Genomic DNA, 12,160 nt, shown 5'->3' on the forward strand with positions numbered 1-12,160 from the left:
TCGCCACCGGCATGAACCTGCCGGAACCTCTCGAATGATTTCCCGCCAGCTCGCCCTCGTCCTGATGCTGCTGCTGCCGTTCGCGGCGAAGGCGGCAGACTATGTCCGGATACCCGCCGGGCAGTTCGAGAGTGCCCTGGCGATTGCCGGCCACGCCGCGAAGCCGCGACTGGCCGCGTTTTCCATGCGCAGCGAGCCGGTGACGAATGCCGAATTCCTGGCTTTCGTCCGGCAGCATCCGGAGTGGCGGCGCGGACAGGTGCCGTCGCTGCTGGCCGGTGCCGGTTATCTGAGCCAGTGGCAGGGGCCGCTGGAACCGGGCGAATCGATCCTGCCCGATCAGCCGGTCACCCAGGTGAGCTGGTTCGCCGCCCGCGCCTACTGCGGCAGCGAGCACGCACGCCTGCCGAACTGGTACGAGTGGGAGCTCGTCAGCGCCGCCGACGTCGCGCGAGCCGATGCCCGGCGCGATCCGGCACGCAACCAGGATCTGCTGTCGGCCATCCAGGGAGCCTCCGGGCATCTGCCGGGCGTGATCGGCACGCGGCCGGCCAACGTCTACGGGGTGCGCGATCTGAACCGGTTGTTGTGGGAATGGACCGGCGACTACGCGGCGATGTTTCCCAATGCCGATGCCAGGGTGCCGGGCAGCGTCACCGACCTCGCCCTGTGTGGCGGGTCGGCGCTGGCCTTCGCCGACAAGAATCAGTACGCGCTGATGATGCGCGTGGCCGCGCTCACCGCGCTCAGTCCCGCCGACACGGCGCCGCGCGTCGGCTTTCGATGTGTCAGGGATACCCAAGGAGATCGATGATGCTGCAACGCAGGCCGATGGCCCTTTTCGCACTCATGCTGGTTTCGCTCGCTGTCGTCGCCGCGCCGCCATCGCCCGCCCGCGTGGTGGCCGACTCGGTGTATGCGATCCCCACGCTGGCCCTGCGCGACCAGCAGGGGCAGCGGTTCGACTTCGCCTCCCTGCGCGGCGAGCCGCGACTGGTGGGCATGTTCTACGGCTCGTGCCAGATGGCCTGTCCGCTGGAGATCGAATACCTCAAGCATCTGCAGAAGGCGGTGGCGGCGCGCTCCGGCCAGTCGATTCCGGTGCTGCTGGTGAGCTTCGATCCGGCCCGCGATGACCTGGCGATGCTGCGGAAGGTGGCGGGCGAACACCGCGTGCGGCCGCCGGCATTTCGGCTGGCGCGCGCCGAACGCGGCGACGAAGGCATGCTGGCCGGGGTCCTGGGTATTGCCTACCGACAGCTGCCCGGTGGCGGCTTCAGCCACAACGTCAGGGTCTCCCTGCTCGATGCGCAGGGGCGGATCGTGGCGACGACCGATGCCTCGGGCCGGCCCGAGCCCGCGTTCGTGCAGGCGATCGACCGGGCACTGGCAAAGCCCTGAGCGACAGCGCATCGGCGCATGTCACGTCACGCCAAGTGATGCAGGCGGCCAGGCCATATCGCGCACGGCTCCGATGATTCCGATGGCCGGGGCGATGGTCGTGGATGCCGCAGCCTGCGCTGCTGGCCGGGCGGGCTTGGTATGATGCGCGGCACCTGAGTCTGCGCCCTGTGGCGCCAGCGGATGCCATGCCCCGTAAAATTCCACTCATCATCGATCCACGGCGCGATCCGATGGTCGATGACGGCGACAGAGTGCGGTTCTGCAGCACCTGTGCCTTTTCCGGCGTGTGCATCGAAGCCGGCTACGACAAGTCCGCGCTGGCCGAGCTGCACGTGCTGGTCGAGCATGTCGGACCTTTCCGCGCCGGCGAACATGTGTTCCGCGCGCACGATCCGTTCAAGGCGATCTACGCGGTGCGCGCCGGCATGGTCAAGACGGTCAGCGTCGATCCCGATGGCAAGGAGCAGGTGCTCGGCTTCTATGTACCCGGCGAGGTGATCGGGCTCAGCGGGATCTATCCGGAACACTATCCGTGCAATGCGGTGGCGCTGGAGACCTCGCACTTCTGCCGTTTCTCCTTTCCGGCGATCAGCTCGCTGGCGACGCGCATGCCGGGACTGCAGCAGCAGTTGTTCCGCCTGCTGTCCAAGGAATTGGGCATGACCGCGATGCTGGCCGGCGACAACACCGCCGAGGCCCGCATGGCGGCCTTCCTGGTGGATCTGTCCGAGCGCTTCGCGCAGCGGGGCTTCTCGGGGACGCTGCTGCGCATGAGCATGTCGCGCATCGACATCGGCAACTACCTGCGGCTGGCCGCGGAAACGGTGAGCCGGCTGCTCACCCGCATGCGCGACCAGGGGCTGATCCGGATCGAGGGTCGCCAGCTGGAAATCATCGACAGCGACGGCTTGCGCAAGCTCGCGCGGAACGCGATCGACCGCTGAGCCCGCTCCGCGCTGCGACAGTCTGTCGCAGCGAATCCTGATCCACATCAGTGGCTGGCCCCCTGCCAGGCAACAGCATGCGTGCCATGCATTGATGCTCATCAGGAGGTAGCTAATGAACGCGACGTTGCCCAGCACGGGGCAAGCCGGCCCGCAGGACCGGACCAGCAAGGTATTGATCTGGATTCTGCTGTTTGTCATCGTGGCCTGTTTCCTGGGCATGGCCGCCGCGACCCGAAGCACCTACCGGCAGGTCGCGCCGTTGCCTCAGCAGATGGTCACCGCCGACGGTACCCCGGTGATGAGCTACGCCGATATCGTGGGTGGCAAGTCCGGCTTCCAGAAGGCCGACCTGATGGACTACGGCAGCCTGTACGGCATGGGCTCTGCGTTCGGTGAGGACTACACCGCCGAATATCTCGTGCAGCTGGCGAGGGAGGTCCGGAACGACCTCGCGCTGGCGCGCTACGGCAAGCCGTTCGATGCCATCGATGCCGACCGGCAGTCGGGCATCACCAACAGCATGCGCGAGCAACTGCGCGGAATCGACCTCAGCCAGTCGCAGGTCGTACTGCCCGACGCCGTCGCCAAGGCGATCGAAGCGCTGCGCCCGCGCATTGCCACGGCGCTGCTCACCGATGACTTCGGCAAGGGCTATACGGGCGCACGGGCGCTGAACCCGACCAGCGCCAGCCAGACGGCGAACTTCCTGCTCTATTCGTCGTTGACCACGGTGGCGCGGCGTCCCGGCAAGGACTACTCGTGGACCAGCAACTGGCCGGCCGAACCGCTGGTCGGCAACGCGCCCACCAAGGCGACCTTCGTGTGGACATGGGCCTCGTTCACCATGGTGTTCTTCGCCATCGGCGCGGTGCTGGTGATCTTCCGCCTGTGGATCGAGCCGAAGGCAGCGAACGAAACCTTCGAGCCGGCGTTGCTGGGCTTCAAGGCGGCGACGCCGAGCCAGAAGGCGTTGTGGAAATATTTCCTGGTGGTCGCCGGCGTGTTGCTGGTGCAGATTCTGGCCGGCTCGATCATGGCGCACTACTACACCGACCGGGTCAGCTTCTACGGCATCGACGTGGGCAAGTGGCTGCCGTTCGCGTTCCTGCGCAGCGTGCATCTGCAGGCGCCGATCATCTGGATCGGCGTCAGCTGGATCGCCGCGGGACTGTTCCTGGCGCCGCTGATCGGCGGACGCGAGCCGGCGCGCCAGAAACTGCTGGTCGACCTGATTTTCTGGGTGCTGGTGACGATCGTGGCCGGTGCGCTGATCGGCGACTATCTCGGCGTGATGGGCATGGTCGACGAGCACTGGTTCTGGTTCGGCAACCAGGGACTGTCGTACCTGGAGCTGGGCCGCTTCTGGCAGATCGGCTTCTTCGTCGGCCTGACCGTGTGGTGCCTGGTCCTGCTGCGCGCGTTCGGGCCAACGCTCAAGTCGCTGTTCAAGCAGGGCGGCGGATCGATCTACGGCCTGTTCCGCATCGAGCACCTGCTGTGGATCAGCACGCTCACGGTGGCGCTGTTCTACGTGTTCGGCATGATCCCGCTGGGTTCGCCCAATCCCTCGTTCTCGATCACCGACTTCTGGCGCTGGTGGGTGGTGCATCTGTGGGTGGAGCTGGCGTTCGAGTTGTTCACCGCGGCGGTGACCGGCTACTTCCTGATGGCGCTGGGTCTGGTGTCGCGGCAGATGGTCGAGCGCGCGGTGCTGTTCGAATGGGTGCTGATCTTCATCGGCGGCGTGCTCGGCACCGGGCATCACCTGTACTGGGCGGGCGAGCCCGGGCTGTGGGTCGGCGTGGGCAGCATGTTCTCCTTCGTCGAGGTGCTGCCGCTGGTGCTGCTGGTGCTGGAAGCGATCGACCAGCAGCTGCATATCCGCGCGAAGAAGGAGTTTCCGTACAAGCTCGCCTACCTCTACATCCTCGGCGCGGCATTCTGGAACTTCGTCGGCGCCGGCGTGTTCGGCGGCGGCACGCTGAACGCACCGCTGGTGAACTACTACGAGCACGGCACCTTCCTCACCCTCAACCATGCGCACACGTCGATGTTCGGTGCGTTCGGCCTGCTGGCGATCGGCCTGCTGTACATGGTGCTGCGTTATCTCAACGGCGAGCGGCCGTGGAGCGACCGCATCGGCGTGTGGGCGTTCTGGCTCTACAACACCGGCCTGGTGATGTGGATCGTGCTGAACTTCTACCCGATCGGCTGGCCGCAGCTGGAGGCGGTCTACACCCACGGCTACGCCTACGCGCGCAGCATGGCGTTCTACGACACCACCACGTTCTGGCAGTGGATGCGCATGCCGGGCGACATCGTGTTCGCGGTCGCGGCCTTGATGATGGCCTGGGACTTCGTGGCCAAGCTGTGGGCGCAACGGGTCGCGGTGCCGGGCATCGCGGTGTTGGCGGCGGAGCCGGTGGGCTAGGCCTCCGGCGTCAGCGGTCGGCTTGAACCAGGAAGGGCCCGCCGGTGCGGGCCCTTCCTTCGTTCGTTCTGTGTGCTCTTGTGCTGCGGGTGCCGCCGGTCGGGCGCGTCGCATGGGCGTCGGCCGCCTTTTTCGGGCGCGGTGCGATCACGGGTCGAGCGAAACCACGCAGTCGATCCCTGTCCTGGCCATCTTCGCGTAGGGGCAGATGCGCTCGGTATTGCGCACGAGTTCCTCGGCGATCGCGCGATCGACACCCGGCAGGCAGATGCGGATGTCCGCGCTGAGGGTAAACAGGCCATCGACCGGGTCGCGGCCGAAGGTGACCGAGGCGACGACCTCGGCGTCCGGGATCGCCACGTTCGCGCGCTTCGCCAGCAGGCTCAACGCGCCATGGAAGCAGGCGGCGTAGCCGGCGGCGAACAGCTGCTCCGGATTGGTCCCGCCGCCCGGCCCGCCCAGTTGCTCGGGCATGCGCAGTCGCAGGTCGAGCGCGCCATCGTCGGAATGGGCCACGCCGGAGGCGCGGCCATGCCGGGACTCCCCGCCGCTGACGCGCACGGTGGCCGTGTAGAGCGGCAGGAAGTCCGTTCCCTGATGCTTGTCGAGAAGGGAGATGGGTGGTGGTCGCAGGTCGGTCATGATGGACTCGCAGCGCTTCGATCGTGGACGGTCGTCGGCGGCCTCAGGCGAGTGCGCCCTCACGGCTCGTCCGCACGGTTTCGTGCGACGCGCCGATCCATTCCAGCACGATTCGTCCGGCCAGCGGACTGGCGCCCGGCAGGAAGAAGGGCTTCACGCCGCTGCACCCTGCCGGGCGAACGCCGAGCGGGCGAACCAGTCGTGGAAGTCCTGCTTGCCCAGCCGCGCGCCGTCGCCCGGGAGCAGGGTGTCCGGCTCCAGCACGGCGCCGAAGTAGGGCGCCTTCGGGTCCGCGACGACCTTGCGCGAATCCCCGGTCGCGGTGAGGAAGCGTTGCACCCATTCCGCCAACGGCGCCTTCTCGGGACCGGCGATTTCCACCGTGCCGTCGACCGCGGTGCCGAGCGCGTAATCGGCGACCGCATCGGCGACGTCGTCCGAAGCGATCGGCTGCATCAGCCCGCTCGAAAGGCGAATCTCCTGCCCCTGGCCGCCGTCTCCGGCGATGCCGCCGAGGAACTCGAAGAACTGGGTGGAATGGACGATCGTGTATGGGATGCCGGCGCTGCGTATCAGCTTTTCCTGCGCCATCTTGGCGCGGATATACCCGCTCGTCGCGAACGCGGGACGACCGGTGCCCACCACCGAAAGCGCCACGTGATGCTTCACCCCGGCCTTCTTCTCCGCGGCGACCAGGTGGCGCCCCGACGTTTCGAAGAAATCCATCACGGCCTTGTCCTCGAACGACGGCGAGTTGGCCACATCCACCACGATGTCCGCGCCCGCCATCGCCGCGTCCAGGCCTTCGCCGGTGACGGCGTCGATGCCCTGTGAGGGCGCCGCGGCAACCACCTCGTGGCCGCGCCTGCGCAGGCGCTCGACGACTTTGCTGCCGATGAGTCCGGTACCACCGATGACAACGATTTTCATGGCCAACCTCCGCTTTGCACTGGCGCCAGGGGCGCGTGGTAAGGGGATGCTAGGCGTGACCGTCGACGGCCGGTAGGGCCGCGGGCGGGCTCACGGTGTTGCCTGCGACGCACCAATCGCTGCGCCTCAGGACGAGCGGCGACGCCAGGCAATGCTTGCCGCGGAGGCGTCCCCCGCCTCGTCCGGCACGGCCGACCGCACCGGGGTCAGCCCGGTCGCGCACTGCAGGTCCAGTGCGCGCACTCCGGCGGTCATGTGGTCGATGAATACGCGGATCCGCGCCGGCAGCTGCTGCCGGCTCAGGTAGCAGATGTAGTGCCCGCGATCATCGGGCGCGTACTGCGCAAGGCACGCCACCAGCCGGCCGGCGCGCAGGTGTTCGCTGATCTGGTAGCCCGCCATCTGCGCGATGCCCTGGCCGTCGAGCACCGCCTGCAGCACCAGTTCGTCGTCGTTGAACGTGCAGGTCGACGTCGGCTGGAACTTCCGGATGCGACCGCCGACCTTGAATTCCCATTCGAAGATCCGGCCCGACGCCGTACGGAAGTTGATGCAGGTATGCCCGGCCAGGTCCTCCACCTGCCGCGGCAGCCCATGCGTGCGCATATACGCCGGCGACGCGCAGACCAGCATCGGCATCGGGATCAGCTGCCTGGCGATCACCTGGCTGTCTTCCATGCGACCGTCGCGAAAGGCCACGTCGACCCGGTCCGCGGTGAAGTCCATCGGACGATCGTCCAGCAGCAGGTCGACGGCGATTTCCGGATAACGCGTGCGAAAGCGGTTGAGCAGCGGCGCCACGATGCGACGCCCGAAACCCGTCGTGGCGCTGATGCGCAACTGCCCGCGCGGCGGACCTTCACGCAGGTCGCGCATGTCCTCCAGCGCCTGCACGATCCGCTCCACCCCCGGATGGCAGTTGCGGTAGAACAGCTCGCCTTCGCGGGTCAGCGAGGTGCTTCGGGTGGTCCGCAGGAACAGTCGCGTGTCGAGCTGGGCTTCGAGCTTCTGCACGCTGCGGCTCACGGCCGAGCGGCCGATGCCGAGGCGGTCGGCGGCACGGGCGAAACTGCCCTCGGTCGCGACCGCGATGAACGCCACCACGCCGGCGAAACTTGCGGAAAAGGTCGCGGCGAGAGGGTCGCTGTTCTCGCAATGGGGTGGCTCGGGATGATCGATGGTCATTTGTCGGGTACCGGGGAGATGACGGCTTCGCGTGTCGTCACGAAGCGATGCGAACGCCGGCGTCGGCCGGCCCATACCCGATAGACGTTTCGGTGCCGGCGCCTGTGACAGCCTCCGCCGATTGGTGCGCGAAGGGCAACACGGTGAGCCCGTTGACGCGTCTACCGGACGCGCCGCCTCGAACCTACGCTGGGCCCCGCCACGCCATCGAGCGCGCTCGGATACCTCAGCCGATCTGGGGCACGACCACACGCCTACGGAGGATTCCCACCATGACTCAACGAGTCGACTATCAGCAGCAATCACCCGAACTCTTCAAGAAGCTCGTCGCCCTCAGCATGGCGGTGGCGCAGGGCGGTATCGAGGCGACCATCGGTCATCTCGTCGAAATCCGTGCCTCGCAGATCAACGGCTGCGCCTTCTGCGTGGACATGCATATCAAGCAGGCACTGATAGGTGGCGAGCGTCCGCTGCGCATCCATCACCTGCCGGTCTGGCGCGAATCCCCGCTGTTCTCCGAGCGCGAGCGTGCGGCACTGGCCTGGACCGAGGTGCTGACCCAGCTGCCGCCCCACGGCGTGCCGGACGACATCTACACGCTCGCGCGCGAGCAGTTCTCCGAGAAGGAGCTCACCGAGCTCACCTACGCGGTGATGTCGATCAATGCCTGGAACCGCATCAACGTCGCCTTCACCCCCGTTCCCGGCAGCGCCGACAAGGCGTACGGGCTCGACAAGGCCGGGCTGGCCTGAATCCCGGCCGACGCGGTGCCGCCGCGTCTGCCCTGTTGCGACGGCCCGGCCCCGCTGGCGCGGGCCATTCATGAGGACACACCCATGCGCATGTTCAAGACCTTCGGACTGCTGCTCCTGCTCGCCTGTGGCGCGGCGGTCGCCCACCCGACCGGCAAGACCACCCCCGCATCGACCGCGCCGATGGCCAGGGTCGCGGAGCTGATGACCAAAGCCCTCAAGGACTATCCCGGCAAGGAAGGCAAGATGATCCTGGTCACCTACCCGCCCGGTTCGGTCGATCCGGTCCATCGCCACTACGCCCATGCCTTCGTCTACGTGCTCGAAGGCCATATCGTGATGGGCCTGAATGGCGACAAGCCGGTGACGCTGGGGCCGGGACAGACCTTCTACGAAGGGCCGGACGACGTGCACACCGTCGGCCGTAACGCCAGCAAGACCCGGCCGGCGAAATTCGTGGTGTTCCTGCTGAAGGACCAGAACAGGCCGGTGCTGATCCCGGAGCATTGAGCGCTTCGCCTGTCCGCTTCCGTTCGTCGGGGCGACGGACGGAAGCGCGCGCCCGGACCGGTGCCGGGTGGGGCAATCCGGTGCGGGTCGGCGTACGCTGTGACACCCGCCACGGCATCATTGTTTTCCCGATGGACGCCGCCACCGCCATCTTTCACGACCTGCACCGGAGGTTGCTGGGCATCGCCTACCGCATGCTCGGCTCGGTCTCGGAATCCGAGGACATCGTGCAGGACGTCTGGCTGCGCTGGCACGAGGCGGACAAGCAAAACGTCAACAGCGCCGAGGCATGGCTGGTGAGCACCACCACCCGCATCTCGATCGACCGCCTGCGCTCGGCCAAGGCCCGGCGCGAGCATTACGTGGGCATCTGGCTGCCCGAGCCGGTGCTGACCGAGTGGCCCGCCACGCCCGAGGAGATCGAGGAGCTCTCCAACGAGGTCTCCGTCGCCTTCCTCACCGTGCTCGAACGTCTGACCCCGGAGGGGCGTGCGGCCTTCCTGTTGCGCGAGGTGTTCGACGTCGACTACGCCGAGGTGGCCGAGGCGCTGGGCAAGAGCAAGGCCGCCTGTCGCCAGATCGTGCATCGGGCCAGGGCCCGGCTTCGCCAGGAAAGCCCACCACAAACAGCGCCGAGCGAGGCCCACCAGAAGCTGATGCGGCGCTTCGCCGAAGCCCTTGCGGAAGGCGACTTCGCCGGCATGAAGTCGATGCTGGCCGATACCGCGGTACTGGTCGGCGACGGCGGCGGTCATGTCCCCAGCTTTCCCGCGCCGATGGTCGGCGGGCCACGCATCGCCCAGCTCCTGCTCGCCGCCACCCTGCGCTACAAGGACCTGCTGCGCATCGAGCTGGCGATGATCAACGGCCAGTACGCCGTGCTGCGCTACATCAACGGCGAGCTGGAATCCGCGCAGTCCTGCGAGATCGACGGCGAACGCGTCACCCACATCCACATGCAGCGCAACCCCGAGAAACTGGCCCGGCTGGTGATGTCCCTCGCGCAGCGGCGTGGCCCGCCGGCAACCTGAGGCACCGAGCGAGGGAGCGCCCTGGTCGCGTGATCGGTACCGACGCGCCCGGGCACCTGCACACCGCCGCGCCATGGGCACGAAGAGGCGCCGTGCATGGGCGCCCGGGATGACGCATGGGAAAGCGGGCGACGCGCGGCGTTCCGCGTTTGACGAACATCATCCTGCGATGTAGTCGGAACCCCGTTCATTTTCCAGCCAGCTACGGCGGCAAATTTCGCGTAGCCTTCGTGGGCTGACCAGGCGAGCGGGTGGCGAATGCAAAAGAATGTTTCCGGGCACCGCTCGCGGGCTGCCCTGCCGTTGTCGCCGTCCCTCGATACCACGCTGGTCGCGGCGCACCTGCCGCGCGTCTTCCGGCCGCTGGATCGTCGCGTGCTGCGGATCACCGCCATGGCCCTGTTGCTGGGGGTGGTGGTCGGCCTGGTGGCGAAGATCCTCACTGCGCTGATCGGCCTCATCACCAACCTGGCTTTCCACGGCCGCTGGAGTTTCGGTTTCGCCAGTCCAGCCGGAAACCACCTCGGTCTGTGGGTCATCCTCGTACCGGTCGTCGGTGGCCTCGTCGTCGGCATGATGGCTCGTTGGGGCTCGCGTGCGATCCGTGGCCACGGCATCCCGGAGGCGATGGAGCAGGTGCTGCTCAACGAGAGCCGCATTCCGCCGATGATCACCTGGCTGAAGCCGCTCTCGTCCGCCATTGCCATCGGCACGGGCGGGCCGTTCGGCGCGGAAGGCCCGATCATCGCGACGGGCGGCGCGCTGGGTTCGCTCATCGGCCAGGTGGCGCATGTGACGGCTGACGAGCGCAAGACCCTGCTGGCGGCCGGTGCCGCGGCCGGCATGGCGGCGGTGTTTGCAGCACCGGTCTCCGCCGTGCTGCTGGCGATCGAGCTGTTGCTGTTCGAGCGTCGCGCCCGCTCGCTGATTCCCGTGGCTCTGGCCGCGGTGGTCGGCGCCGGCATGCACTTCGTTTTCGAAGGCAGCGCGCCGATGTTCCCCATGCCGTCGGTCGCCGCACCCGACATGGTCGCACTGGCGAGCTACATCCTGCTCGGCGCCCTGGTGGGCGTGGTGGGTGTCGGCGTCACCCGCCTGACCTATGCCATTGAAGACACTTTCGAGAAGCTTCCGATTCACTGGATGTGGTGGCCTGCACTGGGTGGCCTCGTCGTGGGCATGGTCGGCTACATCATGCCCACGACGCTGGGCGTCGGCTACACCAACATCACCGCCGTCGTCTCGGGCCAGATCGGCCTGGTCGGCCTGATCGGGCTGTGCCTGCTGAAGCTGCTGTCCTGGTCGGTGGCGCTGGGCAGCGGCACCTCCGGCGGCACGCTGGCGCCGCTGTTCACCATCGGTGGCGCATTGGGTGGCGCATTGGGTATCGCGGCCGTCTCGCTCGCACCGTGGCTGCATGTCGATCCACGCCTCGCCGCGCTGGTCAGCATGGCCGCGATTTTTTCCGGCGCGTCGCGCGCCTTCCTGACCTCGGTGGTGTTCGCCTTCGAGACCACCCAGCAGCCGCACGGCTTGCTGCCCCTGCTGGGCGCCTGCGCGTCGGCCTACCTGGTGTCGGGCTTGATGATGCGCAATACGATCATGACCGAGAAGATCGTCCGCCGCGGCGTACGCGTGCCTTCCGAATACAGCGCCGACTATCTCGATCAGGTGCTGGTGCGCGACGCGTGCAGCCGCGAAGTCGTCAGCCTGCAGGCAAACCGGCGGATATCCGATGTGCGCGACTGGATGGCCGCCGATGTGACGGACGCGAAGCACCAGGGTTTTCCCGTGCTCGACGAAAATGGTCGGTTGGCCGGCGTGGTGACGCGTCGCGACCTGTTGAATGGCAAGGTCTCCGGTGATGCGTCGGTGGGATCCTTGATCACTCGTCCACCGCTGGTGGTCGAAGAGAGCCATTCCCTTCGGGAAGCGGCCGATCACATGGTGGAATCGGGTGTCGGCAGGCTGGTGGTGGTGAGCGGAGAAGACTCGGGTCGCCCGGTCGGCATCGTCACCCGCGGCGACCTGCTCGCTGCCCATGCGCAACGCCTGCGCGAGGCGCGCCACTCCTCGCGGCATTTCGGCGGGAAGAAGCCGGATTGAAACAGCGCCCGAAAGAAGGAAGAAGGAGGCGTGGCCAATGAAGCCGCGCCACCCGGCCCCGATGCCCGCCAGGAGCATGCGCTCAGCCACGGGCGCTTCCGGCACATGGTGGCCCCCGGGCTGCCGGGCCACCTGTCGTCCGCGCGGGCGACCAGGGCTGACCCGCGTGAGGAACGAGGCCTGATCAGCCACGTCCCCTTTGATTCTCTTCAATTCCTCGTA

General features: G+C 67.3%; 12 protein-coding genes. 8 read left to right on the forward strand and 4 right to left on the reverse strand.

The window, feature by feature from the left end:
- Nucleotides 1-34: 34 nt before the first annotated feature.
- The 4 genes from ACFPPA_RS14380 (at nucleotide 35) to ACFPPA_RS14395 (ending at nucleotide 4,782) form a co-directional block, all read left to right on the forward strand.
- Nucleotides 35-814: a formylglycine-generating enzyme family protein gene (locus ACFPPA_RS14380; protein ID WP_377321090.1), complete on the forward strand. Its 780-nt coding sequence runs from the start codon at nucleotides 35-37 to the stop codon at nucleotides 812-814.
- Complete coding sequence (locus ACFPPA_RS14385) at nucleotides 811-1,401, forward strand: SCO family protein (protein ID WP_377321092.1); 591 nt, start codon at nucleotides 811-813, stop codon at nucleotides 1,399-1,401. The genes ACFPPA_RS14380 and ACFPPA_RS14385 overlap by 4 nt, the downstream gene beginning before the upstream one ends.
- Nucleotides 1,402-1,589: 188 nt before the next feature.
- Entirely contained in the window at nucleotides 1,590-2,348 is a 759-nt protein-coding gene (locus ACFPPA_RS14390) for a cyclic nucleotide-binding domain-containing protein (RefSeq protein ID WP_377321094.1), read from the forward strand.
- 115 nt (nucleotides 2,349-2,463) lie between these two features.
- Nucleotides 2,464-4,782: a nitric-oxide reductase large subunit gene (locus ACFPPA_RS14395; protein ID WP_377321096.1), complete on the forward strand. Its 2,319-nt coding sequence runs from the start codon at nucleotides 2,464-2,466 to the stop codon at nucleotides 4,780-4,782.
- Nucleotides 4,783-4,929: 147 nt separating this feature from the next.
- Here the strand turns inward: ACFPPA_RS14395 and ACFPPA_RS14400 are convergent, their stop codons facing one another.
- From ACFPPA_RS14400 to ACFPPA_RS14410, 4 genes are all read right to left on the reverse strand, one after another.
- Entirely contained in the window at nucleotides 4,930-5,424 is a 495-nt protein-coding gene (locus ACFPPA_RS14400; RefSeq protein WP_377321098.1) for an Ohr family peroxiredoxin, read from the reverse strand.
- A 43-nt stretch (nucleotides 5,425-5,467) separates the two neighbouring features.
- Nucleotides 5,468-5,581, reverse strand: coding sequence for a thioredoxin domain-containing protein (locus tag ACFPPA_RS19070; protein ID WP_465269305.1), 114 nt, complete (start codon nucleotides 5,579-5,581; stop codon nucleotides 5,468-5,470).
- Complete coding sequence (locus ACFPPA_RS14405; RefSeq protein ID WP_377321100.1) at nucleotides 5,578-6,354, reverse strand: SDR family oxidoreductase; 777 nt, start codon at nucleotides 6,352-6,354, stop codon at nucleotides 5,578-5,580. Before ACFPPA_RS14405 ends, ACFPPA_RS19070 begins: the two co-directional genes overlap by 4 nt.
- 126 nt (nucleotides 6,355-6,480) lie before the next feature.
- Entirely contained in the window at nucleotides 6,481-7,539 is a 1,059-nt protein-coding gene (locus ACFPPA_RS14410; protein ID WP_377321102.1) for a LysR family transcriptional regulator, read from the reverse strand.
- 272 nt (nucleotides 7,540-7,811) lie between these two features.
- Here ACFPPA_RS14410 and ACFPPA_RS14415 point away from each other — a divergent pair, with 272 nt between their 5' ends.
- The 4 genes from ACFPPA_RS14415 (at nucleotide 7,812) to ACFPPA_RS14430 (ending at nucleotide 11,938) form a co-directional block, all read left to right on the forward strand.
- Nucleotides 7,812-8,291 carry a carboxymuconolactone decarboxylase family protein gene (locus ACFPPA_RS14415; RefSeq protein ID WP_377321104.1) on the forward strand — a complete coding sequence of 160 codons (480 nt, stop codon included), beginning with the start codon at nucleotides 7,812-7,814 and terminating at the stop codon, nucleotides 8,289-8,291.
- An 84-nt stretch (nucleotides 8,292-8,375) separates the two neighbouring features.
- Nucleotides 8,376-8,801 carry a cupin domain-containing protein gene (locus ACFPPA_RS14420; protein ID WP_377321106.1) on the forward strand — a complete coding sequence of 142 codons (426 nt, stop codon included), beginning with the start codon at nucleotides 8,376-8,378 and terminating at the stop codon, nucleotides 8,799-8,801.
- A gap of 131 nt (nucleotides 8,802-8,932) precedes the next feature.
- Nucleotides 8,933-9,832, forward strand: a complete 900-nt coding sequence (locus ACFPPA_RS14425) for an RNA polymerase sigma-70 factor (protein ID WP_377321108.1) — start codon at nucleotides 8,933-8,935, stop codon at nucleotides 9,830-9,832.
- 258 nt (nucleotides 9,833-10,090) lie between these two features.
- A complete protein-coding gene (locus ACFPPA_RS14430; RefSeq protein ID WP_377321110.1) occupies nucleotides 10,091-11,938 on the forward strand; it encodes a chloride channel protein in 1,848 nt (615 codons plus the stop codon).
- The last annotated feature ends 222 nt before the right edge of the window (nucleotides 11,939-12,160 follow it).

Source organism: Rhodanobacter ginsengisoli (genome assembly GCF_042657065.1).
Classification (GTDB): Bacteria; Pseudomonadota; Gammaproteobacteria; order Xanthomonadales; family Rhodanobacteraceae; genus Rhodanobacter; species Rhodanobacter ginsengisoli.

Excerpts from the sequence above, each read along its gene's own strand:
- ACFPPA_RS14380 (WP_377321090.1), top strand. The coding sequence starts at position 35 with ATGATTTCCCGCCAGCTCGCCCTCGTCCTGATGCTGCTGCTGCCGTTC.
- ACFPPA_RS14385 (WP_377321092.1), top strand. The coding sequence starts at position 811 with ATGATGCTGCAACGCAGGCCGATGGCCCTTTTCGCACTCATGCTGGTT.
- ACFPPA_RS14390 (WP_377321094.1), top strand. The coding sequence starts at position 1,590 with ATGCCCCGTAAAATTCCACTCATCATCGATCCACGGCGCGATCCGATG.
- ACFPPA_RS14395 (WP_377321096.1), top strand. The coding sequence starts at position 2,464 with ATGAACGCGACGTTGCCCAGCACGGGGCAAGCCGGCCCGCAGGACCGG.
- ACFPPA_RS14400 (WP_377321098.1), bottom strand. The coding sequence starts at position 5,424 with ATGACCGACCTGCGACCACCACCCATCTCCCTTCTCGACAAGCATCAG.
- ACFPPA_RS14405 (WP_377321100.1), bottom strand. The coding sequence starts at position 6,354 with ATGAAAATCGTTGTCATCGGTGGTACCGGACTCATCGGCAGCAAAGTC.
- ACFPPA_RS14410 (WP_377321102.1), bottom strand. The coding sequence starts at position 7,539 with ATGACCATCGATCATCCCGAGCCACCCCATTGCGAGAACAGCGACCCT.
- ACFPPA_RS14415 (WP_377321104.1), top strand. The coding sequence starts at position 7,812 with ATGACTCAACGAGTCGACTATCAGCAGCAATCACCCGAACTCTTCAAG.
- ACFPPA_RS14420 (WP_377321106.1), top strand. The coding sequence starts at position 8,376 with ATGCGCATGTTCAAGACCTTCGGACTGCTGCTCCTGCTCGCCTGTGGC.
- ACFPPA_RS14425 (WP_377321108.1), top strand. The coding sequence starts at position 8,933 with ATGGACGCCGCCACCGCCATCTTTCACGACCTGCACCGGAGGTTGCTG.
- ACFPPA_RS14430 (WP_377321110.1), top strand. The coding sequence starts at position 10,091 with ATGCAAAAGAATGTTTCCGGGCACCGCTCGCGGGCTGCCCTGCCGTTG.